21 protein-coding genes are annotated in these 24933 nt (G+C 67.3%); 6 read left to right on the top strand and 15 right to left on the bottom strand.

The genetic code is table 11. From position 1 onward, the window contains the following. Positions 1-7: 7 nt before the first annotated feature. The 3 genes from DZG09_RS10230 to DZG09_RS10220 are packed head-to-tail and all read right to left on the bottom strand — an operon-like array spanning position 8 to position 3218. The gene (locus DZG09_RS10230; protein WP_119697643.1) at positions 8-1531 is read right to left on the bottom strand and encodes a sugar ABC transporter ATP-binding protein; all 1524 of its coding nucleotides are present in this window, start codon (positions 1529-1531) and stop codon (positions 8-10) included. Continuing rightward, positions 1531-2190, bottom strand: a complete 660-nt coding sequence (locus DZG09_RS10225; protein WP_119697642.1) for a DUF2291 domain-containing protein — start codon at positions 2188-2190, stop codon at positions 1531-1533. The genes DZG09_RS10230 and DZG09_RS10225 overlap by 1 nt, the downstream gene beginning before the upstream one ends. Further along, positions 2187-3218: a zinc-dependent alcohol dehydrogenase family protein gene (locus DZG09_RS10220; RefSeq protein ID WP_119697976.1), complete on the bottom strand. Its 1032-nt coding sequence runs from the start codon at positions 3216-3218 to the stop codon at positions 2187-2189. The genes DZG09_RS10225 and DZG09_RS10220 overlap by 4 nt, the downstream gene beginning before the upstream one ends. 223 nt (positions 3219-3441) lie before the next feature. Between DZG09_RS10220 and DZG09_RS10215 the strand changes: the two genes are divergently transcribed. Then, positions 3442-3912, top strand: a complete 471-nt coding sequence (locus tag DZG09_RS10215; RefSeq protein WP_119697641.1) for a ribose-5-phosphate isomerase — start codon at positions 3442-3444, stop codon at positions 3910-3912. A gap of 20 nt (positions 3913-3932) precedes the next feature. Then, a complete protein-coding gene (locus DZG09_RS10210; protein ID WP_240423922.1) occupies positions 3933-4679 on the top strand; it encodes a triose-phosphate isomerase family protein in 747 nt (248 codons plus the stop codon). 66 nt (positions 4680-4745) lie between these two features. Here DZG09_RS10210 and DZG09_RS10205 read toward each other — a convergent pair whose 3' ends face one another. The 7 genes from DZG09_RS10205 to DZG09_RS10175 all read right to left on the bottom strand — a co-directional run bounded on the left by DZG09_RS10205 (position 4746) and on the right by DZG09_RS10175 (position 13321). Continuing rightward, complete coding sequence (locus tag DZG09_RS10205) at positions 4746-5486, bottom strand: FadR/GntR family transcriptional regulator (protein ID WP_119697639.1); 741 nt, start codon at positions 5484-5486, stop codon at positions 4746-4748. A gap of 147 nt (positions 5487-5633) precedes the next feature. Continuing rightward, entirely contained in the window at positions 5634-7061 is a 1428-nt protein-coding gene (locus tag DZG09_RS10200) for a DUF1593 domain-containing protein (protein ID WP_240423921.1), read from the bottom strand. Further along, positions 7058-8191, bottom strand: a complete 1134-nt coding sequence (locus DZG09_RS10195; protein WP_119697638.1) for a serine hydrolase domain-containing protein — start codon at positions 8189-8191, stop codon at positions 7058-7060. Before DZG09_RS10195 ends, DZG09_RS10200 begins: the two co-directional genes overlap by 4 nt. A 12-nt stretch (positions 8192-8203) precedes the next feature. Further along, positions 8204-9031: an ATP-binding cassette domain-containing protein gene (locus DZG09_RS10190; RefSeq protein WP_119697637.1), complete on the bottom strand. Its 828-nt coding sequence runs from the start codon at positions 9029-9031 to the stop codon at positions 8204-8206. Continuing rightward, on the bottom strand, positions 9031-10779 hold the full coding sequence (locus tag DZG09_RS10185) for a dipeptide/oligopeptide/nickel ABC transporter permease/ATP-binding protein (RefSeq protein ID WP_119697636.1): 1749 nt from the start codon (positions 10777-10779) through the stop codon (positions 9031-9033). Before DZG09_RS10185 ends, DZG09_RS10190 begins: the two co-directional genes overlap by 1 nt. Continuing rightward, the gene (locus tag DZG09_RS10180) at positions 10776-11717 is read right to left on the bottom strand and encodes an ABC transporter permease (protein WP_119697635.1); all 942 of its coding nucleotides are present in this window, start codon (positions 11715-11717) and stop codon (positions 10776-10778) included. The genes DZG09_RS10185 and DZG09_RS10180 overlap by 4 nt, the downstream gene beginning before the upstream one ends. A gap of 56 nt (positions 11718-11773) precedes the next feature. Next, complete coding sequence (locus DZG09_RS10175; RefSeq protein WP_162893274.1) at positions 11774-13321, bottom strand: ABC transporter substrate-binding protein; 1548 nt, start codon at positions 13319-13321, stop codon at positions 11774-11776. Between the two features lie 234 nt (positions 13322-13555). Here DZG09_RS10175 and DZG09_RS10170 point away from each other — a divergent pair, with 234 nt between their 5' ends. The 4 genes from DZG09_RS10170 to DZG09_RS10155 are packed head-to-tail and all read left to right on the top strand — an operon-like array spanning position 13556 to position 17803. Next, on the top strand, positions 13556-14350 hold the full coding sequence (locus DZG09_RS10170; RefSeq protein ID WP_119697633.1) for a sugar phosphate isomerase/epimerase family protein: 795 nt from the start codon (positions 13556-13558) through the stop codon (positions 14348-14350). After that, entirely contained in the window at positions 14308-15201 is an 894-nt protein-coding gene (locus tag DZG09_RS10165; RefSeq protein ID WP_119697632.1) for a phosphogluconate dehydrogenase C-terminal domain-containing protein, read from the top strand. The genes DZG09_RS10170 and DZG09_RS10165 overlap by 43 nt, the downstream gene beginning before the upstream one ends. A 9-nt stretch (positions 15202-15210) precedes the next feature. Beyond that, the gene (locus DZG09_RS10160; protein WP_119697631.1) at positions 15211-15969 is read left to right on the top strand and encodes an SDR family NAD(P)-dependent oxidoreductase; all 759 of its coding nucleotides are present in this window, start codon (positions 15211-15213) and stop codon (positions 15967-15969) included. A gap of 10 nt (positions 15970-15979) precedes the next feature. Further along, on the top strand, positions 15980-17803 hold the full coding sequence (locus DZG09_RS10155; RefSeq protein WP_119697630.1) for a D-apionate lactonase family protein: 1824 nt from the start codon (positions 15980-15982) through the stop codon (positions 17801-17803). Positions 17804-17919: 116 nt separating this feature from the next. On the opposite strand, the gene DZG09_RS10150 is transcribed toward DZG09_RS10155, so the two are convergent. From DZG09_RS10150 to DZG09_RS10130, 5 genes are all read right to left on the bottom strand, one after another. Further along, the gene (locus DZG09_RS10150) at positions 17920-20916 is read right to left on the bottom strand and encodes a bifunctional [glutamine synthetase] adenylyltransferase/[glutamine synthetase]-adenylyl-L-tyrosine phosphorylase (RefSeq protein WP_119697629.1); all 2997 of its coding nucleotides are present in this window, start codon (positions 20914-20916) and stop codon (positions 17920-17922) included. A 10-nt stretch (positions 20917-20926) separates the two neighbouring features. Beyond that, complete coding sequence (locus DZG09_RS10145; protein WP_119697628.1) at positions 20927-22264, bottom strand: glutamine synthetase family protein; 1338 nt, start codon at positions 22262-22264, stop codon at positions 20927-20929. Between the two features lie 119 nt (positions 22265-22383). Next, a complete protein-coding gene (locus tag DZG09_RS10140; protein WP_119697627.1) occupies positions 22384-22593 on the bottom strand; it encodes an SPOR domain-containing protein in 210 nt (69 codons plus the stop codon). Between the two features lie 14 nt (positions 22594-22607). After that, positions 22608-24200, bottom strand: coding sequence for an apolipoprotein N-acyltransferase (lnt, locus tag DZG09_RS10135; RefSeq protein ID WP_119697974.1), 1593 nt, complete (start codon positions 24198-24200; stop codon positions 22608-22610). Continuing rightward, positions 24197-24928: a 16S rRNA (uracil(1498)-N(3))-methyltransferase gene (locus tag DZG09_RS10130; RefSeq protein ID WP_119697626.1), complete on the bottom strand. Its 732-nt coding sequence runs from the start codon at positions 24926-24928 to the stop codon at positions 24197-24199. The genes lnt and DZG09_RS10130 overlap by 4 nt, the downstream gene beginning before the upstream one ends. Positions 24929-24933 lie beyond the last annotated feature (5 nt).

Below are 24933 nucleotides of genomic sequence, written 5' to 3'. Positions count from 1 at the left end.
GATCGATTCAGGCCACGGCCTCGCCGGAGGCGGCCATGATCATGTCCTTGGTCACGTCGGGTGCGAACTCGGCGGAGATCCTGCCGCGCCTGAGCACGATGATGCGGTGCGCGATGCTCAGGCACTCACCGACCTCGCTCGTCGTGTACACGACCGCGAGCCCGCGCTTCGCCCGTTCTGCGAGCAGTCGGAACACCTCGCCCTTCGCCCCGACGTCGATTCCTCGGCTCGGCTCATCGAGCAGCATCACCTTCGGATCGGTCGCCACGATCTTGCCGATCACGACCTTCTGCTGGTTGCCGCCGGAGAGTGAGCCGATCGGAACGTCGGGGCCCGGCGTCTTCACCGTCACCGCTTCGATGAGCTCCTTCGAGCGCTGCGCTTCCTTCGTCCGGGAGATCGATCCCCGCGACATGCTCGCGTCGAGGCTCGCCAGCGTCAGATTGCGGCCGACGTCGAAGCTCTGCACCAGACCGTCCCGCTGGCGGTCCTCCGGCACGAGACCGACTCCGTCGGCGATCCGGTCGGCGATCGAATCGCCGAGGATCGACCGGCCCTCGAGCCGGATGTCGCCCGTGGCGACGGGGTCGCGCCCCGCGACCGCCTCGAGGAGCTCCGTGCGCCCTGCACCCATGAGTCCGTAGATGCACACGATCTCGCCCGCGCGCACCTCGAGGTCGAGGTCGTCCACGATCACTCGCTCCGAGTTCTCGGGATCGAGGATGGTCAGCCCCGAGACCTCCAGCACCGGGTCGCCGAACTCGTACCCCGTGGGAGGAGTGCCGAGGTCGAAGTGCTCGCCGACCATGTGATGCACGATCCATGCGAGGTCGATGTCCGTGCGTTCGGCACGCGCGGTCATGCTGCCGTCGCGGAGGACGACGGCGTGGTCGGTGATCTCGAGCGCTTCCTCGAGGTGGTGCGAGATGTACACGATCGCGACGCCGCGAGAGAGCAGTTCTCGGATGATGCCGAACAGCACCTCCACCTCGGCGGCGGCCAGGGCGGATGTCGGCTCGTCCATGATCAGAATGCGCGAGTTCACCGACAGCGCGCGGGCGATCTCGACGATCTGCTGCTGACCGACGCGCAGATCCGAGACGAAGGTGTCCGGATCGATGTCCAGCTGCATGTCGCGCAGCAGCTCGCGGGTCTGGCGATTCTCCTCGGAGTAGTCGACACCACCGAAGGTCCCGGTGATCTCGCGCCCCATGAAGATGTTGTCGCGCACCGTCATGTTGGGTGCGAGGCTCAGCTCCTGGTGGATGATCGAGATGCCGCGCGCGGTGGCCTCGGTCGTGGAGCCGAACGCCACCGCTTCCCCGTCCAGCACGATCTCGCCGGATGTCGGCTGCTCGACCCCCGAGAGGATCTTCATCAGGGTGGACTTCCCCGCACCGTTCTCGCCGAACAGCGTGGTGACCGTTCCCCTGCGGATCTCGAAGTTCACGCCCTTCAGCGCGCGCGTGCCGCCATAGGTCTTGACGATGTTGCGCGCCTCGAGGACGACGTCGTCCGCTGTCCCGACCATCAGCCGACCTCGAACTGAACCGGGGTCACGAGCCACGCCGCTTCGTTGATGAGCGTGAACGCTCCGGTCACGGTAACGGTGCTTCCCTCGAGGGACGCGGTGTCGACGCTGTCGAGCACCTGCACCTTCATCTCGTCGTTCAGCGCCGCTGCCGCGTTCTGGAACTCGATCTGGTTGGTGAACTCACCGAACACGATGTCGCCGGTGGCGTCGCGCAGCTCCGTGCCGTTGATCGCCGGCCCCGTCTGCACCCGAACGAGCAGGTCGTCGGGAAGCCCGTCGACGGCGACGTCGTAGATGCCGGACTGGCCTTCGCCTACGGTGCCGGTGAACGTCACGCTGAACACGGGGCCGCCTGAGGACGGTACGGCGTACTCCTCCACGGCGGCATCGGCGTCCGCGGCGATCGCCTGTGCGAGCTCGTCCGCGGCGACAGCCCTCTCGGCGATCGCCTCCTGAACGCCGGGGAACCGATCTGCCCCGAAGGTCTCCGCGTTGAATCCCTCATCTGCCCCCGCATCGGCCGCGTCGTTCGATACGACCCGCGTGCCGAGGACGACGAAGACGATCAGCACCACGATGACGCCGGCGAGGATGCCGCGCTTCGCGCCTGTTCCGAGGCCTCGCCGTGCGGAGCGGGCAGCCGTCGACGCACTCACAGGAGCACCCGCGATTCCGAGTCGTTGGGGCGGATCTGGAGCTTGCGCCCCTCGCCCCGTCGGAACATGTCCAACGCGGTGGTGTAGTCGTCCAGCGTGAACGAGTGGCTGATCATCGCCTTCGCGTTGACGGCGCCTCCTTCGAACAGCTCGACCGCGCGCCCGAATGAGTTCAGGACCGCCATGGTGCCGACGATCGAGATCTCATCGCGATAGACGCGGAACGGCGAGAAGCGCGCCGTCTGGTCGGCCGGAGCCACCCCGAAGTCCTGGAAGAACCCCGCCGGCTTCACACGGGTGAGCGCGTCCTCGATGGCCCGGATGTTGCCGGTGCAGTCGATGACGACGTCCCACTTCTCGCGGTCGGCGTCATCGGCGCTGGTGAAGCGCTGCTCGATGCCGCACTCGGCCGCCGTCTTCAGACGCTCCTCGTTGAGATCGATGATGGTGACCGTGGCTGCGCCGGCACGATGGGCGAGTTGCGCCATCAGCAGACCCATCGTGCCTGCTCCGAACACCAGGACGTGGTCTCCGAGGCGCCGAGGAAGCACGTCCCAGCCGCGGATGGCACAGGCGAGCGGCTCGATGAGCGCCGCTTCGTACAGATCGGTGTCGGGCCTGAGCCTGTACACGTTGCTCGCCGGCGCCGTGAAGAACTGCTGCGATGCGCCATCCGAGGCGACGACGCCGAGCCCGTTCCAACGAGGGCAGAGATTCTGGTGTCCGTTGAGGCAGAACTCGCACTCGCCGCATGTGGTGCTGGGGTTCACCGCGACGTGATCGCCGACGCGGAAGTCGAAGACGCCGTCGTTGACGCCGTCGCCGAGCGCGACGATCTTCCCCGTGGCCTCATGGCCCGGCACGAGCGGGAAGACCGTCCCCTCGAACTCCCCGTCGAGCACGTGGGCATCGGTGCCGCAGATGCCGACCGCCGCCGTCTCGATCAGGATCTCCTTGTACCCGGGAGTCGGGATCTGCCGCTCCTCGAGAGCCAGCTCGCCTGCTGATGTGAAAGCGACTGCGCGCATCGTTGCTCCTGTTCGCATCTTTTCGCGGGGCTTCCATCGCCTCGCCTCGTACGGGTCTTCCTCGGCCCACCTGCTCGAGCAGTTCACCGCCCCGAACATGTTGGGCTTCCGTTGCCCTGTGTGAATATCATGTAGCTTAGAACATACTTCACGTTAGATTCAACGTAGAGTCCGTGAGATGCCGTGTCAACAGGGCATGTCGAACGATGAGGGAGATACACACATGACGGATGCACTGCGGATCGTCGTCGGCAGCGACGACGCCGGATTCGACTACAAGGAGATTCTGAAGCGGGATCTCGAGAGCAATGCGGACGTCGCGGACGTGATCGATGTCGGCGTCGACTCCGATAGCCACACGCCGTACCCGAAAGTCGCGATCGAAGCAGCGGAGCGAATCGCTCGCGGCGAAGCGGACAGGGCGATTCTGATCTGCGGCACCGGCCTCGGCGTCGCCATCTCCGCCAACAAGGTTCAGGGCATCCGGGCCGTCACCGCACACGACTCCTACTCCGTCGAACGCTCCGTGCTCTCCAACGACGCTCAGGTCCTCTGCATGGGCCAACGCGTCGTCGGCATCGAACTCGCCCGCCGCCTCGCCAGAGAATGGCTCGGCTACACCTTCGACCCGACCAGCGCATCGGCGTCGAAGGTCGCGGCCATCGACGGGTACGAGACCACCGGGTCCTGCTGATGCGACGGCTCACGGTCGGGGTGAGCCTGAAGATGTACTTCGGGCACGAGCGTGCCGCCGCCTGGTTCGCCGAGGTCGCCGTGCGCCTGCGCCGACACGAAGCGGTGTCGTCCGGCGATGTCGAGGTGTTCGTCACGCCGACGTACCTGCAGATTCCGCGAGCGATCGAGGAGTTCCGGTACACGGGCGTGCGCGTCGGTGCGCAGGACGTCTCACCTCACGAAGAAGGAGCCTTCACCGGTGAGGTCTCCGCCGTCGAGCTCGCCGAGATCGGGGCGTCGATTGCAGAGATCGGCCACGCCGAACGGCGCCGGATGCATGGTGAGACGGATGACGTGGTTGCGGCGAAGACCCGTGCGGCTCTGCGAAACGGCCTCACGCCTTTGGTCTGCATCGGCGAGAGCGAGCGTCTCGCACCGGATGACGCCGCAGCGGCCGCCATCGCGCAGCTGCGTCGCGCTCTGCGCGGCTCCGGCGCCGGTTCGATCATCGTCGCCTACGAGCCCGTCTGGGCGATCGGTGCTCCAGAGCCTGCGGGCACGGAGCACGTCGCGGTCGTCGCGGCCGCGCTCCGTGCCGACCTCGACTCCGACCGCGACCGGTTCGGCTCATCCGTGATCTACGGCGGCGCGGCAGGGCCCGGTCTCCTGACTGCCCTCGGCGACGCCGTCGACGGTGTGTTCCTCGGCCGATTCGCGCACGACCCCGACGCTCTCGTCGACGTGCTCGACGAGGCGGGGAGGCTGTCGCGGAGGCGAAAGCCCTGAGGTCATCGAGCAGGTGCCGTTCAACGCATGCACTCCACGCGCGGTACAGCGCCGACGAACTGCCCGTCAGTCGCTTTCGACGAAACGAGCGAGCCTTTCCCCTGCGGTGACCATGTGCGCGGCCATCGCGGACGCCGCAGCGTCAGGGTCGTGCGCGTCAAGCGCTTCGGTGACGGCCTCGTGCTCGCGCACCGCGACCTCCGCCTCCTCCCGGGAGTGCACGGCACGATCCGCATAGACCTGCAGCAGTGACCGGACGACGTGGAGCAGGTCGTGCAGCGTTGCGTTCTCCGCTGCTTCTGCGAGATCGAGATGGAAGTTCAGATCCGCCCGTGCGAATGCCGCAAGGTCGGTACCGGCGCCGCGCATCTCCTGCACGTGCGCACGCAGCGCCGCACGGGCCGCATCGCTCGCCCGTGTCGCGGCGAGACGGGCGACATAGATCTCCAGACCGGCTCGCAGTTCGATCAGTTCCGAGGAGTTCTTCTCCCCTATCAGCAGCCCCCAACGAAGCGTCTGCGGCAGCAGTTCGCTGGCCTCGCCGCGCAAGTAGGTCCCAGAGCCCGGCCGCACGTCCACGATGCCGAGCACCTCCAGCGCTGCCAGCGCCTCACGGACCGCAGAACGACCGACGGCAAGTGACGCGGCGAGCTGCCGTTCAGAGGGAAGCCTCGTGCCCGGCTCGATCGATCCGGTTGTGAACAGATCCAGCAGACGTCGCGCGACTTCGCTCACCGGAGTCCCGGTGGACAGCGTGCCGAGGGCCCCGACGATCTTCTCCGAAGACGAATCGCTTTCACTGGGCATCAATCACCTGTCTCTCTGCCTCAGTCTCACGACCCCGACCGACGGACGGCATCAGCGCGACGGCGTGTCCCGCAATCCGGGTGTCCCGTCAGGGGCTGCGCCTTCCGACGCCCGCACTCCACACGTTTCCATCACAGTATGAGCCGTTCACGTCACCGTCAGCGCGAAACGCGCGTATCCGGTCAGAGGCGGATCACCGTCGTCGATCGCCTCGACGATCACACTCACTGTATCCCCGCGTCGAGCGTCGGAAGAAACATCCACACGGCACCCGGCGTCCGTCGCGGCGACATCGGCCCGGCACGTGCTCGCCTGGGCATCCAAGCGCACGATGACCCGCACGGAGTCATCGTCGGGGTCCGCTGCTGTGAATGCGAACTCGACGCTGTCGCCGGGGCGGACGGATCGATCGGTCGGCCCGAGAGAGCTCACGCGCGGCGCGTGGTTCGCGTCCTCGAAGTCAGACGTCACCGTCCATCTCAGGCGCGCAGCGAAGTCGCGCTGAATGGCCCCGTACCATTGTCCGACTTCACCGGCATCCGTGATCGGCGCGTCGAACATCTTCGACCACCCCACGCTGCGCCAGCGATGCGGATCGTCGGGGTCCGGCTCCTGGCGTCCTCCCCATCCTCCGAAGGTCGGGTGCTCCGCGTTCCGGAGTCCGTTGTCGATATGGAGGGCGAAGTTCGAGCTGTCCCCTTCGGATATCCATGACCCCGCGGGGCGCACAGGTGCCCACACGCGATAGCCGCGTGCCGAAAGCTGGTCATCGGAAGCATCCGCAAGGCCGAAGTAGTCCTCGTCGTCGAATCCCGCTGCCAGCTGCTTGCCGTCACCCCATACACGGTATTCGGCACCCATCGGACCGACCCGCGTGACGTTCTCGCGCATCCATTCCGCAGAGAGGTATGCGCTCGCTTCGTCCGGCACGACGTCCCACGCGAAGTAGCCCCACGCGGTAGTTGCGACGTCGCGGAACTCCAGTTCGGGCCAGTGCGGTCGGATGTACTCACGAAAAGTGCTGTCCTGCTCGGCGAAAGACGTGATCACGGTGCGTCTCGTGATGAGCTCGTGGACGTCTCGCCATTCAGCGGTGTCGCGGTACGCCTCTTCGATCGACATCAGCGCGCGGGCGATGGTGTTCGTTCCGCCCCATGCTTGGGCGAACACTCTCCCGGGCGCTTTCCCCAGCAGCGCCTCGCGCACGAGTTCGGATCCGTCTGTGGGCTCCTGCACGTCGCCCTCGGTTCTGATGTTGCCTACGCGAACCAGCCCGCGCAGTGCGTCCGGATCCGGATAACGAGGGTCGTGCCTGACAAGGTTCGCATGGGACTTCTCATAGGCGTCGATCGCGATGTCGATGTGCAGCTTCTGCCCAGGAGCAGGCCACCTATGAGGAGCGATGCCTCGTGCCTCATCACCTGCGAAGTGGAATCTGCTCGACGAGTACACGAGCGCCGCGATATCGATCTCGTTGCTGTACAGAAGAAGTCGCAGCATCGAGTTGAGATCATCGAGCTCGGGGTCCGTTGTGACGATGACGCGCGGCGGAGCCTGGGCGTCGAACTCGCTCACCATGCCATCTCGCCGATCTCCCGCGCCGCTCGCACCGCGCGCGGATCCCCGCCGCCCGGCCATGGGCCGCGAGCGACGGTGTATCCGAAAGCGACGCCGGAGGAGGGGTCAGCACATCCCAGTGCCCCCATGGCGCCGTCGTGACCGAAGCTCCGGGGGCCGCCGAACGCCAGCTGTTGGCTTGGCTTCTGGAAGACGATCGCATGTGCTCGGTCATCCTGGCCGAGCACCTCATCGTAGCCGCGGACCTGCTGTTCGCCGATGATGGAGACCGTGTCAGCGTCGAGCAGCGCTGGGGTGCCGTCGATGCCGGTTGTCGCGGCCGCGAGCAGCGTGGCGATGCCTCTCGCGGACGTCGCCGCCGATACCGCCGGGTGCCCGAAGCGCCAGGAACGCTCATCGCGCACCATGTCGATCTGCTCGCCCGGACGCGGGCCGAATGCGGTGGCGAGCATCGGGTTGTGCCGGGTAGGCGCAGGTGGTTCGCCCAACGGAGGCACCAGTTCCAGCGGCGTCACCAAGCGACTGTCGTGTTCAGGAGGCAGGCCGAGGAAGAAGTCGGCGCCGACGCGGCTCCTCAACTCATCCTCGTAGAATCCCTGCACGGTGCGTCCGTCGATGCGCTGGACGAGGGTGTCGACCAGGTTCCCGATCGTCAGCGCGTGATAGCCGAATGCTGAGCCCGGATGCCAGAAGGGGCGCGAGCGCGCCAAGCGCTCCGAGCCCGCATGATGATCGAGGATCTCGTCCCAGCTGAGAATCGGATCCGCTTCCGGCAGGCCCGCCTGGTGTGAGAGAAGCTGCCGCGTCGTGACGCGTTCTTTGCCTGCCGTTGCGAACTCCGGCCACCATTCGCGCACCGGCGCATCGAGGTCCAGAAGCCCTCGTTGCACGAGCAGCCCGACGGACAGCGCCAGCGCGTTCTTCGATACGGAGGCGGGCACCATGAGCGAGTCCGCCTCCAGGTGCCGCCCGCCGTGCACGTCCAGGACGAGCTGCCCTCCGACGTAGGCCGTCATCTGGAACGAATAGTCGGGGTCCGCCGCGAGGTGACCCTCAAGCCGATCGATCACGGAGCCCAGTCGATCGTCCGCCTCGCCTCGCACCGTTCCGCCGCATGTCTTCAGCATGTTGCTCCTTTCTCAGGCACGCGCGAGCGCGTGCCGTTCCTCACGGCGCCGAGCCTGCGCCGCTGGGTCGGGTATGGGAGATGCGAGCAGGAGTCGCCGCGTGTACTGCTTCTCAGGGCGCGTGGTGACGCGATCGGCATCGCCCTGTTCGACGATCTCTCCTCCGTGCACCACAGCGACTCTGTGGCTGATGTGCCGGATCACGCTGAGGTCATGCGACACGAAGAGGTACGCGACTCCGGTTCGCTCCTGGATCTCGATGAAGAGATCGAGAACGCGCTGCTGAGTCGTCAGGTCGAGCGCTGAGACGGGTTCGTCGCACACGATGAGCCGAGGTTCGAGCGCCAGCGCTCGCGCAATGGCGATTCTCTGGCGCTGCCCGCCAGAGAACTCCCTGGGCAGCCTCCGTACGGCGTCAGACGGCATCATGACCCGGTCCAACAGATCCTTCACCCGCGAGGCGGCTTCGTTTCCCTCGATGCCCGCCTGCCTGAGCGGTTCGCTCAGCGTGTCCCCGATGGTCAGGGACGGGTTCAGCGAAGTGTATGGATCTTGGAACACCACTTGGATGTCACGGCTCATGCCACGTCGCGCTCGACGGCTCAATCGCGAGATATCGCGACCGTCGAATGTGATCGATCCGCCGGCAACCGGGGCAAGGCCGAGTATCGCTCGGCCGAGCGTCGACTTCCCCGAGCCGGATTCGCCGACGATGCCCAGCGTCTCGCCGGGTTCGACGGATAGGGACACGCCTTTGAGGGCGCGAAACGGGGGCTTGCGCCACCCGCTCTGCGGAAACTCCACGACGAGATCCTCGACCGTGAGCAGGTCTTCGGCCATCAGTTGCCTTCCTTCTGGCGTTCCCGGCGGGAAGGGCCGCCTTCCAACGAGGCGCCCAACAGTGCCTTCGTGTAGTTGTGCTGGGGATCCGAGAACAGAACATCGCACGGGCGGTGCTCCACGATGCGCCCGGCTTGCATCACGTAGACCTCATCGCAGATATCCGCCACGACGCCGAAGTCGTGCGTCACGATAAGCAGCCCCATCCCCTTCTCCTGCTGGAGATCGCGCAGAAGGTCGAGTATCTCCGCCTGTATCGTCACGTCGAGTGCTGTGGTCGGCTCATCGGCGATGAGAAGACGCGGCTCGCATGACACCGCGCCGGCGATCAGCACGCGCTGAGCCATCCCACCAGAGATCTGATGGGGATACGCGCCCATCACGCGCACTGGGTCAGGAAGGCCCACGCGCTCCAGCAGAGCGAGCGCGCGTTCACGCGCCTCTCTGCGGCTCAGCCGAAGATGCCTGCGCAGTGGTTCTGTCAGCTGGCTTCCGATTGTGAACGCCGGGTCGAGGTTGCTCATCGGCTCCTGCGGGATATAGCCGATGCTGCCGCCGAGCAAGCGAATCCGTTCGTCGATCGTCATCCGTTGAGTGTCGATGGATATATGCCCTGCGCTGACCCTCCCGCCGTCCGGCAGCAGACCGAGCACCGCCAGAGCCGTCTGTGTCTTGCCTGATCCTGATTCACCGACGAGGCCGATGACACGTCCTGAGTCGACGTCGACGTCGACACCGCGCACGACTTCGGGCGAGCTGTCTCCCTTTCCGAATGCGACGCGCAGATCGCGGATGCTGAGCAGGTCTCCTGCTTTCGCAGGCACGGCCGACTCGTGTGCCGGTGCGGACTGCGACGGCCCTGTTGAGGGACGAGACGCCTCAGCGGCGTCCAGCACATCTCGGACAGCGTTTGCGAACAGCGCGAACGCGGCGATGGTGATTCCCAGTGCGAGTCCCGGCCACAGGATCAGATGGTCCGCTCGGAAGATGTTCTGAAAGCCCTCATTGAGCGACTGGCCCCAGCTGGGCGTGTTCCTATCACCCAGACCGAGGAACTCGAGTCCCGCTTGGATCACGAGCCCCAACGCCGCGACCATGGCCGCCTGGATCACGATCGGCGCACGCACAACCGTGAAGACATGCCGCGCGATGATCCGCGCATCCGAAACGCCGGATACACGTGCCGCATCGACGTAGAGCTCGTTCCTGACGGACCTGACGGCAGCGCGAACGAGCACGAAGAAGGACGGCGAGAGCAGCACTCCGAAGACGAGCATCGCAGCCCACATCGACGAGCTCACCGAAGCGCGGAAAGCGAGCAGGATCACGATCCCCGGCAGCGCGAGCACGGCACTCGAGACCCACATCCCCACGGTGTCGAACCAGCGACCGAAGTAGCCGGCGATGAGTCCCGTCGGCACGCCGATCGCCGCAGACACACAGACCGCGATAGCAGCCCCGATGAGCGAGGAACGTGCGCCGTAGATCAGCAGCGAGACGACATCGCGACCGGCGCCGTCCGTTCCCAGCAGGTGACCGCCGCCCCCATGTTCGAACAGACGAGTGAGGTCGCTCTCATTCGGTCCGTATGGAGCGATGAGATCGGCCAGAAGACCGACCAGCATCACAACAGCGATGATGACGCCGGCAATCATGCCGAACGGGTTCCGCATCGCGCGACGCAGGACGGAACTGCGCTTGACCTCCGGCTCCCCCGAGGGGAGTGCAGCAGTGTAGGTGTTCGTCATGACAAGCGTGCCTTCGGGTTGAAGAATCCGACTCCGAGGTCGATGAGGAGATTGACGATGACGACGACGACGGTCGTCACCAACACGACGCCGAGCACCAGCGGCAGGTCTCCCTGGGCCGTTGACGTCACGAGCACCTGTCCGATCCCAGGAATCGCGAAGATGCGTTCGACGAGGACTGCCCCGCCCAGCAGGCCGATGAACTGGAGCCCGAGCACCGTGAGCCCGGCCACGCCCGCGCTGCGCAGCACATGTCTGAAGATCAGAGACCCGCGCGAGATGCCTCGAGCGCGCAGCGTTCGCACCCAGTCCTGCTGAAGAATGTCCCGCACGGCACCGCGCACCTGCTGTGCCGTGGCCGTCACGGCCCCGACTGCGAGCGAAGTGACGGGCAGCGTGATGGACCGTGCCCACCCTCCGAGGCTTTCGGCAGCCGGAACGTACCCGGTGGCGGGAAACAGCGGCACGTCGATGGCGAACCACACCACCAGCATGAGCGCGAGCCAGAACCCAGGCAGGGCGAAGCCGACGATCGACAGCACTTGCAGCACTCTGTCGAGCCAACCTTTGTAATAGGCAGCCGCCAGTCCGAGGGCAACCGCGAGAACAGCCGCGATGACCGTCGTCACGATGACCAGGCTGAGCGTCGCCGGGACTCTGGTGAGCATCGCCTGCAGCACGGGCTCATTCGTGAACCAGGACGTGCCCAGGTCCCCCTTGAGCGCGCCGTTTGCCCACGAGAGATACTGCTCGACGAGGGGACGGTCGAGACCGAGTTCGGCAGCCTTCTCGGCGACCTGCTCTTCCGACGCAGTCTGGCCGAGGATCTGCCGAGCGACGTTGGCGGAACCCGCGCGCATCAGCAGGAACGCCAGCGAAGGGATGAGCGCAACCAGCACCAGACCGGAGACGAGGCGCTTTGCGAGAAAGATCAGCATGTGTTCATCCGATGTCCTCCTGTCGCCGGGCGGCTCTCACCGCCCGGCGACGTGTGTCAGGATGCGGGCGAATAGTTGTAGATCGACGGCACGTTCTGCTGCAGCTGCAGCTCGACGTGCACGGCGTCCTCGTTCACGGCGAAGTTCTCCTCCGCCCAGAACCACGGCTGGAACCAGTTGTTCTCGATCACGAACTCGTTGATCGCCTGATAGGAGGCGCCTCGCTCGTCATCGCTCTGGGCCGGGATCGCATCGATGAGTGCCTGCAGCTCTGGATCACTCGTTCCGAGCGGATTCCACGCTGAATCCGGAGCGAGATAGTTGGTCACGACCGACCAGTCCGTCGGGACCGACCCGAGCACCATGAGGCTGACCGGATAGTTGCCGCCGAGCATCTCGTCGATGAAGGACTGCCCAGGGACGTCATCCCATACGACCTCGATGCCGACCGCTCCGAGTTGCTCCTCGACTCCGGTCAGGAGGCCCTGCTGGAACAGCGAGCTCACCGGCATGTGAATTGTGAAACCGTCTACGCCTGCTTCATCCAGGAGCTCGCGGGCCCGATCAGGGTCATAGGAGTAGTGCTCGGCAAGCTCGGAGCCCCACGCAGGCGAACCTTCGTTGAACATCTGATCGTCGATCGTTCCATCGTCGATCCCGAGCGTCACCTTTGCGAGAGTCTCTCGATCGATCGCCCACGCGAGCGCTTCGCGTACTCGGGGGTCCGCGAGCTCGGGGACCATCGTTCCTTCCCGATCGAACACGATCAGCCCGAACCACGAGATGTGCACGTCAGGTTTCAGGACGCTGATCCCTGCCGCTTTCGCACTTTCTACGTTGTCAGGATTCGTCAGGTTGCCTGCGTCGACCTGACCGCTGCGAAGGGCATTGATGAGCGCGGACTCGTCCTCGAAGATCTGGAACTCGATCGTTTCGAACTCCTGCAGGTCAGAATTCCAATAGTCTTCCCGCGCGGTCAGCGCATACGTCGACCCCTGCACTGTGTTCGATTCGTCCATCACATACGGCCCCGTCCCGACAGGGACGGTCTCGAGCCCGTCCTCACCGAGGCTTGCCGGGCTGGCCATGCGCCCGGCCGCGTCCGACAGGTTGTACACGAGATCGGGGATCGGCTGAGCGAACTCGGCTTCGACCGTGAACTCGCTCACCGCCTCCGCACTCTCAAGACCCGCCAGCTGGGTAGAGAGGGGTCCCGTCCCCTCCGCGAAGTGCTCGAAGTTGGCCACAACGGCATCCGCGTCGAACTCCTCGCCGTCTGAGAACGTGACGTCGTCCCTCAGCTCGAGCGTGAGCGTGCGGTTGTCGTCACTGAACGACCAGGCTTCAGCAAGCATCGGCACGTACTCCCCGTCAGGTTCCCTCAGAACCAGCGTGTCGTAGGCGGCTTGCGCGTACGGCTTGTAGTTCGCGTCTCCGATGTCAGCAGGATCCCAGGACTGCGGCACGACCGTCGAGCCGATGCTCAACGTGCTGGTGCCTCCCCCGGTCTCGGATCCCGCGTCGGCGGAACAACCCGCCAGGGCGAGCGCCCCGGCCAGGCCGATGACGAGGCATACTCCGCCTCGTGTGTGCTGTGGTTTCATCTTCATCCCTTACGTCGTTGTAGCGATGCCGAACACAGATGTGCGTCTTGGTGCGGCGGGCTCAGGAAGTGTCGGGGCACTTCCGCGATCAAGTATGGCAAACCGGTTGACCAATTGCAACGGATTCGCCAGAATGGGCTCAGACCCAATTCCATCGACCAGCGAAACTGACATCATCTGCTCCACGGATCCCCCACCACCGCGCTCGATCATCGCCAGAAGCGGGACGGCACGATGATCGGCCTCGGCTCCTATGCCTACTTCTGGCGGCGCTCCGATCGCGTCGAGAGGCCGCTGACGCTCATCGACGAGTTCGAGGACGCCAGTGCCCACGACGTCGGGCTCTTCCAGATCTGCGACTACGCACCGCTCGAGCGGATGAACCGAGCCGAGCTGCGCGAGGCGGCATCCGCCGCACGCGACAACGGCCTCACGATCGAGCTGGGGACGAAGGGGATCGCGCCGGAGCATCTGGAGCGGTACCTGCGTCTCGCCGAGATCTTCGACGCCTCACTGGTGCGCAGCATGGTCTCCTCTCCCGGCTCGGATCCGACACTCGGCGAGGCGTCCTCGTGGCTGCACGACGCCATCCGGAGCTTCGAATCGGCCGGCGTCACGCTCGCGCTCGAGACGTACGAGCAGATCGCCACGGCTGACCTCGTCCGGCTCGTCGAGGCGATCGGGAGCGACGAGCTCGGCATCTGCCTCGACCCGGCGAACGTCGTAGCGCGCCTCGAGCGACCCGCCGAGTGCGTCGCCGCCTCGTCGCCGCATGTGAAGAACGTGCATGTGAAGGACTTCGCCTTCGCACGGCAGGACGGCTGGGTCGGCTTCACCTACAGCGGTGCGCCCATGGGCCAGGGACTGCACGACTACGAGCACCTGCTGCAGACCGTGCGGCCGCGCGAGCGAGGCATCAACGAGATCGTCGAGCATTGGCTGCCGTGGCAGTCGGACGCACCCACCACCATCGCGGCTGAGCGGGAATGGACCCGCACGGCCCTGGATTATCTGAGGAGAACACAGTGAGCGAGAAGTACACGATCGCCGTCATCGGCGCCGGCGGCAAGATGGGCATGCGCGTGTCGAACAACCTCGTCAGGAGCGATCACGACGTCCGCTACGTCGAGACCTCCCCGGCCGGACAGGAGCGCACCCATGAGGCGGGGCGCGAGCTCACCGATGCCGCAACCGCCGTCGCCGATGCCGACATCGTCGTGCTCGCCGTTCCCGACCTCGCGCTCAGCGCGGTCACCGCGGAGCTCGTGCCGCAGATGAAGCCCGGCGCCGTCTGTCTGACTCTCGACCCGGCAGCCGCATACGCTGGCCTGCTCACCGAGCGCGACGATGTCATCCAGGCCGTCGCACACCCCTGCCACCCTTCGATCTTCCTGCAGCGGGAGACTCCGGAGCAGTGGGCGGACACCTTCGGCGGTATCGCGGCTCCGCAGGATGCGATCGCCGCGGTCGAGAGCGACGATCCTGCCGCGAAGACACTCGTCGAAGAGACCGTGCGCGCGATCTACGCGCCGGTCATCGACGTGCACTTCGTCACGATCAAGCAGCTCGCCCAGCTCGAGCCCACGCTGGTCGAGACCGTCGCCTGCATGATCGGCGAGCTGCTCGACGAGGCCCTGCACGAGACCGTGCACACCATGGGCGTTCCCGAGGCGGCCGCGCGGAGCATCCTGTACGGTCACACCCAGGTGGCGCTCGCCAACGGGCTGCGTGGCGACAACCCGTTCAGCGATGCGTGTCTGATCGCGATGAAGTACGGTCGCGAGATGATCATCAAGGACGACTGGAAGAAGATCTTCCAGGACGACGAGCTCGACGAGAACCTCGCCAGGATGCTCCACCTCGACAAGATCACGCGCTGAGGAGCCTGTATGACCACCCGTCTCGACGGAAAGACCGCGCTCGTCACCGGAGCCGGCAGCGGCATCGGTCTGGCCGTGGCGGCGCGGTTCGCCGCTGAGGGCGCGCGCGTCGTGCTCGCCGATCGCGACGCGTCCGCGGCGGAGCGCGCAGCGGCGGACATCGGCGAGCGTGCTCGTGCCGCGCTCGTCGATATCTCGCAGGAGGATCAGGTCGCGACGATGTTCCGTGAGCTCGACCATGCGGGATGGGCACCGAACGTCGTCGTCGCCAACGCCGGTGTGCAGCTGTTCGGGCAGGATGCGAAGGCTGCGGACCTCGACCTCGACGTGTGGCGCCGTACGGTCGACATCAATCTGACCGGCACGTTCCTCACCGTGAAGCACGCGGTCCGCTCGATGCTCGCCGCAGGCGGCGGCTCCGTGATCCTCACCGGCAGCCCGACGGGCGTCAACGGCGAGGGCAGCGACTTCACCGCTTACAGTGCGACCAAGGCAGGTATCCACGGCCTCGCCCGCACCGTCGCCGCGGCATATGCAACCGACGGAATACGAGTCAACACCGTCGTGCCGCCGTACACCGAGACGTCGCTCGTCTCCGCGATCCGTGAGGATCCGGATGCGCGTGCCGCGATCACGAGCCGCATCCCACTGGGCAGGCCGGCCACCCCCGACGACATCACCGGTGTGATGACCTTCCTCGCCAGCGACGACAGCGCATTCGCCACGGGTGCGATGTTCACCGTCGACGGCGGTATGACCACGCTGTAGCGGAGCCGAGATGACCTGGGTCACAGAGAGCGTGCGGGAGTTCGCCGTCGGCGACTGGCGCTTCGAACTGCGCGACGATGAGATCTCACGCATCCGGTATCGCGGCGTCGACGTGCTGCGCGGCGTGCGCGCGGTGACGCGCGACAGCGACTGGGCGACACCGGTGTGGACCGTCGCCGGCGTCGAGGCAGGGGCTGACGGCATCCGGATCGAACTGGTCACCGACCGACTCGGCGCCGGATTCGACGCATCCGTTTCCGTCTCGGTCGACGGCGGCGCACTCGCCGTCGACCTGGAGGCCACGAGCAGGCACGACTACCTCACCAACCGCACCGGGCTCATCGTGCTGCATCCGCCGCAGCTCTCCGGTGCCGCGCTGCACATCGAGCACTCAGACGGCTCGGCGGAGAGCACCGCCTTCCCTGTCGACATCTCGCCGCACCAGCCTGCCCTCGACATCCGAAGTCTGGCCTGGTCGCACAACCGCGTGCGCATCAGCTGCGCCTTCGACGGCGATGTGTTCGAGATGGAGGATCAGCGCAACTGGACCGATGCTTCCTACAAGACGTACAGCCGGCCGCTCGCACTGCCGTTCCCCTATCCCATCGCGGCGGGCGAGACCGTGCGTCAGTCGGTCAGGCTGACCGCCGAGGCTGATCCGGATGCTGCCGTGCCGGATGCGAAGTCGGGCACCGCATCGGAACGCTCGACCTCGTCCGGTGCGAACGGCCCCGCGGCCCAGCTCACCGGGTCGGCGGCATCCGACGGCTCACGGACCGCTCCCGGTGACGCAGGCGGTTCAGCAGGAGCCGAAGCCCTCGCGTTCTCCGACGCCGGCGCGATGCCTGCCGTCTCCGTCGGAGCGTCGACGGCTCCGGGTGTCGGGCCCGCTCCCGCCCCGGTCGGCGCGGATCTGCTGGTCGAGGTCGACCTCGGCTGGGACGGGTGGCCCGCTGTCCTCAAGCGCGCGGCTCGCAGCGGCCTGCCGCTCGACGTGCGGCTCGTTCTGCCCGAGACCGAAGACGCGACCGCGCTGCGTGACGCCGCTCGCGCGCTGGCCGACCTCGACATCGCCCGCGCGACAGCGTTCCGGCCCTCGGGGCACGATGCGCAGCATGTCTCGGACACCGGCGCGATCGCGCTGCTCCGCGCCGCGCTGACCGAGGCCGGGATGACTGTGCCGGTCATCGGCGGCACGCGCAGCCACTTCACGGAGCTGAACCGTGAGCACCACCGGCTTCCTGCCGGGCTCGACGGCGTAGTGTTCAGCCTCACACCGACATTCCATGCGTTCGAGACGCTGCAGGTCGAGCAGTCGATCGCCATGCAGCGACTCGTCGCCGAGCAGGCCGTGCGCATCGCCGGCGACGCGCCCGTGCACGTCGGGCCGATCACGCTGCGCGCGCACGTGAACAATGTCGCCACGAGGACGCTCCCACGGCCTTCGGTCGCCGATCTGTCGAACGGCTATGGTCCAGAGCTGCTCGACGCCGACGACCCGCGCCAGAGCGCCCCGGAACTCGCCGCGTGGGTGATCGCGTCAGCCTCCGCACTCTCCGTCCCCGGAGTGACGACGCTCAGCTTCTTCGAGGAGTGGGGCCCGCGCGGCATCCGCACGGCGTCAGGTGACGACCTGCCTGTGGCCGAGGCCATCCGGGCGCTCGCTGTCTGTGCGGGAGCCCCGCTGCAGACGGCTCGCTCCTCCGACGACCGAGTCTGGGCCCTCCGCGCCGGCAGCACGACACTGGCGGCGAGCCTGTCGGAGGTCCCGCGCACAGTCGTCATCGACGGCCGTGCGGTCGCACTCGGACCGCGTGCATGGCGCCGACTGTGATGCGGCCTCCGAAGCCGCGGAACGATCAGTGCCGCGTCGACCACAGCCGGGCGTCATCCGGAGCCCATGCGCGCTGACTCGTCGCTGGGCCGCCGCCACGCGTCTCGGCAGCCTGCTCAGCCGTAGAAGAGGCGCTCGAAGGAATAGCGAGCGCGGCGAGACGTTCTGGCCCAGTCCTCGTCGAGTTCGACCGCCGAGCCCGGCGGGTACTCGAGGATGCGGGCGATGCCGTCGAGGTCGCGGGTATCGGTCGGGAGCACATCGCTCGTCCTGCCCGTCAGCAGAGTGTTCGCCGAGCGCAGCCGGGTCGCCAGCTGCCACGCCTCACGGAACCGCTCCGCCGCGTCGGCGTCGACCAACTCGACGTCCTCTGCCGCCGCCAGAGCATCGAGAGTCGACGTCGTACGCAGGCTGGGCACCCGGTGGGCGTGCTGAAGCTGCATCAGCTGCACCAGCCACTCGACGTCGCTGAGGCCGCCCGGCCCGAGCTTGAGATGACGCTTCGGGTCCACGCCCCGCGGCAGCCTCTCCCCCTCGACGCGCGCCTTGATCACCCGGATCTCGCGCAGGCCCTGCTCCGACGGATGCTCCGGGTAGCGCACTTCATCGGCCATCGCCATGAACGCGTCGATCAGCTTCGTCGACCCAGCGATGCCCCGTGCCCGCAGCAGCGCCTGCGCCTCCCACGACAGCGACCAGCGCGCGTAGTACGCGCGGTAGGCCTCGAGGCTGCGCACGAGCGGACCCTTCTTGCCCTCGGGGCGCAGATCGGCGTCGAGTTCCAGCGGCACCCGCGCGTCCTCGACGACCCGCCGGAACTCCGCGACGATCCGCTCGGCGAGTTTCTGCGCGACCTCGGGGGCGACGGACTCCGGGCGGTACACGTACAGGATGTCAGCGTCGCTGCCGAAGCCGATCTCGGCGCCGCCGAGCCTGCCCATGCCGACGATCGCGAAATCGAGATCCTGCGCGTCGTCCGGAACGACCGCGCGGAACACAGCCCGCAGAGTCGCCTGGATGGTCGCTTCGGTGATCCGGGTCAGCGCCGCCGACAGCTCCGGCATCGAGATGACCCCGAGCATCGATGCCATCGCCGCGCGCAGCAGCTCGCGGCGCCGCATCGCCCGCACGGCCTTCATCGCCGACTCGATCGTGGCGTGGCGCGCCTGAATGGCCCGGGCCTCGCCGTCGATCTGCTCCGTCGAGCGCGGCCGCAGCTTCTGCTCGCTTTCGAGCCATCCCACCGATTCGGGGATCATCTCCATCAGGTCGCCGACGAACTTCGACCCGGACAGCAGCTTCGTCAGCCCCTCGGCGGCACCGGCGGAGTCGCGGAGCATCCGGAGGAACCAGCTCGTCGTGCCGATCGCTTCGCTGATCTTGCGGAAGGTGAGCAGGCCGTAGTCCGGATCGACACCGTCGGCGAACCAGCGCAGCATCACGGGGGCGAGATGACGCAGGATCTGCGCCTTACGGCTCATGCCGCGGGTGAGCGCGTGCAGATGCCGCAGCGAACCATCCGGATCGCGGAACCCGATCGCCGCCAATCGCGCCCGCGCCGATGTCGTCGACAGCCGCACCTCTTCGTCGCCGAGCGCGGCGACCGCACCGAGCAGCGGCCGGTAGAAGATGCGCACGTGGATGTCGCGCACCTCGCGGCGCACACGGCTCCACTCGCTGGTCAGCTCGCCGGCCGATCCCAGACCCGAGGCACGGGCAAGGACGCGCATGCCCTCCTCATCGGCCGGCATCAGGTGCGTGCGGTTGAGCCCCTGCAGCTGCAGACGGTGCTCCCAGAGGCGCAGCCTGCGGTAGTCGGCGTCGAACTGCGCCGCATCCTGACGGCTGATGTACGCCTCGCGCGCCAGCGCATCGAGTGCCTCCAGCGTGCCGCGAAGCCGGATCGCGTCGTCGGTACGGCCGTGCACCAGCTGCAGCAGCTGCACCGCGAACTCGATGTCGCGCAAGCCTCCCGCGCCGAGCTTGAGCTGGCGCTCCATCTCCTCATCGGGGATGTGCTCCTCGACGCGCTGCCTCATCCGCTGCACGCCGCCGACGAAGCCGTCGCGCCCCGCGCTCTCCCACACGTGCGGCCAGATCGCCTCGATGTACGCGTCTCCGAGCGCCGCGTCGCCGGCGAGCGGGCGCGCCTTCAGCAGTGCCTGGAACTCCCAGTTCTCGGCCCAGCGGTCGTAGTAGGCGATGTGCGAGGCGAGAGTGCGCACCAGCGCGCCCTTCTTTCCCTCGGGGCGCAGATTCGCGTCGACCTCCCACAGCGGCGGCTCGATCTCGAAGCCCGAGATGCCGCGCATCGTCTGCCTGGCGAGCCTGGTGGCGACATCGAGCATGCGCGGTTCGGCGATCTCGGCGCCGTCTGCCCGATCGGCGACGAAGATCACGTCGACGTCGCTGACGTAGTTCAGCTCGCGCGCCCCGGCCTTTCCCATGCCGATGACGGCGAAGCGCGTCGCATCTACCTCCTCGCGTGTGAATCGCCCGACGCCAGCGGCACCCTCGACGAGCTGTGCCCGTGCGATCGCGAGCGAGGCGTCCAGCGCGGCGGATGCGAGGTCCGCCAACGCGGCGGCCACAGCGTTCAGCGCCTCGATCGGGTCGTCGACGAGCAGGTCGTACGCGGCGATGCGGGCGAGCTGCTCGCGATACGCCACGCGCATCGACACCCACGCGCCCTCGTCGCACTCGGCGGCGAAGCCGTCCGATGAGCTGCCGACGGCCGCGAACAGCGCCTCGCGCATCTCCTGCGGCGTCGGCAGCGACTCCCCTGCGGTCAGCAGACCGGAGAGGCTGTCCGGCCTGCGCAGGTAGAACTCTCCGAAGCCGCGCGACGCGCCGAGCAGCCGCCACGCGACGCGGCTGCCGTGCGCATCGGCGAGCACTCGTGCGACGGCGTCGCCGTCGTTGCGCGCCGCCCACGTCAGCGACCGCAGCGCCTCGTTGGGGTCGGCTGCCTCGACGCTGGCGTCGACCAGCTCCTCCCGAGACGCCCCGGTCCGCTCGATGAGCTCGTCGAGCATCGCGAGCACCTCATCGATGCGTGTGAAACCGAGCCGGATGAGCCGCGTGTGCTGATTGACCCGATCCCTGCCGACCATCGCGCTGACCTCAGACGATGTTCATCTGGGTCTTCAGCTCGAACGGCGTGATCTGCTGCCGGTAGCGCTGGAACTCCTCGCGCTTGTTCGCCAGCACATAGCTGAAGACGGTCTCTCCCAGAGTCTCTGCGACGAGCTCGCTGTCCTCCATCGCGGCGACCGCCTCATCGAGCGACTGCGGCAGCGCCTTGTACCCGAGGGCGCGGCGCTCGCGCTCGTTGAGAGCCCACACGTTGTCAGCGGCCTCCGCCGGGAGCTCGTACTCCTCCTGGATGCCCTTCAGGCCTGCAGCGAGCATCAGCGCGTATGCCAGATACGGGTTCGCCGCGGCGTCGATGCCGCGGTGCTCTATGCGCGCCGAGCTGCCCTTGCCCGGCTTGTAGCGCGGCACGCGCACCAGCGCGGAGCGGTTCAGATGGCCCCAGGTCACGTAGCTGGGCGCCTCGTCGCCGCCCCACAGCCGCTTGTAGGAGTTCGTGAACTGGTTGGTCACGCCTGCGATCTCCCGCGCGTGCATCATCAGCCCCGCGATGAACTGCCGCCCCACGTTGGAGAGCTGGTACTCGCCGCCCTCCTCGTAGAACGCATTCACGTCGCCCTCGAACAGCGACATGTGCGTGTGCATACCGGAACCCGGGTGCTCGGCGAACGGCTTCGGCATGAATGTCGCGTGGACGCCCTGCTCGATCGCGACCTCCTTGACGACCGTGCGGAACGTCATGATGTTGTCCGCCATCGTCAGCGCGTCGGCGTAGCGCAGGTCGATCTCGTTCTGGCCTGGCCCGCCCTCGTGGTGCGAGTACTCGACGGAGATGCCCAGGTCCTCGAGCATCCGGACCGAGCTGCGACGGAAGTCGTGGGCCGTGCCGCCCGGCACGTTGTCGAAGTAGCCTGCCGAATCGACGGGGATGGGGCCGTCGTCGCCGAACGAGCGCGACTTCAGCAGATAGAACTCGATCTCCGGATGCGTGTAGAAGCTGAAGCCCGCATCCGCCGCGTTCTCGAGCGAGCGCTTCAGCACGTTGCGCGGGTCCGAGACAGCCGGCTGCCCGTCCGGTGTGCGCAGTTCGCAGAACATGCCGGCGGCCGGGTCGACGGTGCCGCGCCACGGCAGCACCTGGAACGTCGACGGCTCCGGATGGGCGAGCAGGTCGGACTCGTGCGAACGGGTCAGTCCCTCGATCGCCGAGCCGTCGAAGCCGATCCCCTCGCTGAACGCGCCCTCGACCTCGGCAGGCGCGATCGAGACCGATTTCAGCGTGCCGATCACATCAGTGAACCACAGGCGCACGAACTTGACGCCGCGCTCCTCGATGGTGCGCAAAACGAAGTCCATCTGTTTGTCCATCTGGGTCCTCTCGGGCCGAAGCGTCTACGTCGCACTCAGCCTATGACATGCACATTGCGCGCCGGTTACGCGCACGGTTCACACGGGCGCGCAGCTCACACGGAAGCGAACAGCGCGCTTCACTCCCAGCTGTCGTCGCGCGCCTCGTCCTCCGCCCACGCCCTGCTGCGCTCGGCGACCTTCTCGCGCGCGTTCGACGCCTCGTCCTCGGTGTCGAACGGACCGATCCGGTACACCGCGGCGGAGAGCTTGCCGAACTCGACGGAGTTCGTCTTGGTGTTGAACCAGTACTTCTCGTCGGACAACTCCGACCGGATGTCATCGCTCATGGCCTCAGCGTACGTCACACCGTCGCCCGCGATGCGGGCCTTCTGAGCCGCACGTGAAGCCCGGCGAGGACGAGCATCGCAAGGGCGCCCCACGCGATCAGCCCTGACAACCAGGCGCCGAGCGTCACGGCGGGGGTGAGCCCGGTGCGGAGCTCGACGTCGTCGACCATCGCGCCGGCCTCGTCGATGCCGATCGCGTCGGTCGTCGTGCCATCCGGCGCGATCATCTGGCTCGTGCCGACCGTGGAGAGATTCACGACGGTTCTGCCCGTTTCTATCGCCCGCATCCTCGCGAACGCAAGCTGCTGCAGATTCTCGTCCGTGCCCCGGAAGTCGGCGTTGTTGGTCTGCAGCATGTAGACCTGTGCACCGCCGACGACCGCCTCTCGCATCAGCGCGTCGCTGATCACGTCGAAGCAGATCGCCAGGCCGATCTTCGTGCCCGCGACGTCGAACACAGGAGCGTCGGTTCCCGGCGTGTACTCGCGCTGCAGCAGGCCGATCAGGGAGGGTGCGATGCTCTCGAAGATCTCCCGATCCGGTACGTACTCGCCGAACGGAACCGGGTTCCGCTTTGAGTGCGTCTGCGTCGCGCCGCCCTGCTCCCACAGCATCGACATGTTGTAGACGTCGTCTCCGGATGAGCTGGCGGCGTTCATGATGAGCGGAGCACCGTACAGTGCGGTCGCGCCGTCGAGCAGTGCGGCCGCCTGGCCGTCGGAGCGGGGATCGCCGCCGAGCCCGCCCTCCGGCCAGAGCACGACGTCGACGTCCTGGTCGAACACGTCGCCGGAGGCGTCGAGCTGTGCGCGCCCCGCGTCGAGGTAGCCGCGCTCGTCGAGATACGCCGTCGGACCGTTGCCCTGCACGGCACCGACCGCGAGCGTTCCCGCCGGCGTCGTGGGAAACTGCGGCAGGAGCACGACGAGCAGCGCGAGCGCAGCTGCAGGCAGGGGCGCGAGCCACCCGCGCGGCGACCCCGTGTCGGCGGCGCGATGCCGCGACCATGCGCGCACGAGTTCGACGAGCATCGCGCACAGCCAGACGATGAGAAACGTCAGCCCGGCGATCCCCACCCACGAAGCGACCGGTGCGAGCGGCGATTCCGACTGGCTCATTCCGATCCGGCCCCAGGCGAAACCGCCATACGGCCACGACCCCATCACATTCTCGCGCAGAGTCCATACGCCGGCGACGAGCGCTGGCACGCCGATGAGCCGCACCCAGCCGGCCCAACGAGCCGTCCATCGGTAGGCCAGCGCGACGAGGACGGCGCCAGCGCCGGTGAAGACGCTCTGCAGGCCGGCGAGAGCGACCCAGGGAACCCAGCGCAGCGGGTTGTCGCCGAGGAACTGGGTGATCCAGTCGATGTGCGGATAGAAGAACGCCGCCCCGAACGCGAGGCCGACGAGGAACGCCGACCAGGCGCGACGGCCGATGAGCGCGACGAGCTGGAGCGCGATCGCGACGAAGGCGAGAGGCCAGACGCCGACGCTGGGGAAGGCCAGATCGAGGGCGAAGCCGCCAGCAGCCGCGACGAGCACGGCCGCCCACAGCGGCAGCGGGGCGCGGAGTGCCGCATCTCGGCGGGCGGCGCCGGACGTCACCAGCGGCCCCACCTGGCGTTGAGCACGGCGAGGGCGGCGGGACCCGCCGTCGACGTGCGCAGCACGGTCTCGCCCAGTCTGACGCCGCGTGCGCCCGCGTCCGTGAGTTCGTCGATCTCGTCCGCGGAGATGCCGCCTTCCGGACCCACGACGAGGATCACCTCGCCGTCATCCGGAAGCTCCGTCGCGGTGAGCGCGCTGTCGGACCGCGGGTCGAGCAGCAGCATCGTCGCCGTTCCCGCGCGCGAAACCAGCTGCTTCGTCGACACCGGCTCCGACACCTCTGGCAGCCATGCGCGATGCGCCTGTTTGGCCGCCTCCCGCACGATCGACGCCCAGCGCTCCCTGCCTCTGGCGATCTTCTTGCCCTCCCAGCGCGAGACGCTGCGCGCGGCCTGCCACGGCACGACCTCATCGACACCGAGCTCTGTGGCCGCCTGCACCGCCATCTCGTCACGGTCGCCCTTGGCAAGCGCCTGGACCAGCACGAGCCGGGGGGTCGGTTCGTCGGTGTCGGTGCGGGAGATCACCCGCACCGACACCGACGAAGGTTCCGCGCTCTCGATCGTGCCATCGATCCAAGCGCCTCGCCCGTCGGTGATCGTGATCTGCTCGCCGGTGCGCACGCGTCGAACCGCGGCGGCGTGGTGCGCCTCCGCGCCGGTCAGCTCGACGACCCCGCCCGCGCGCGCGGTGCCCGCGGCATCCGCGACGAAATGAAGTGCCATGGTGT

It is taken from the genome of Microbacterium halotolerans, from assembly GCF_003569805.1.
GTDB classification, from domain to species: domain Bacteria; phylum Actinomycetota; class Actinomycetes; order Actinomycetales; family Microbacteriaceae; genus Microbacterium; species Microbacterium halotolerans.
The sequence above is the reverse complement of the archived record's forward strand: the minus strand, read 5'-3'. Positions and strand labels throughout refer to the sequence as shown.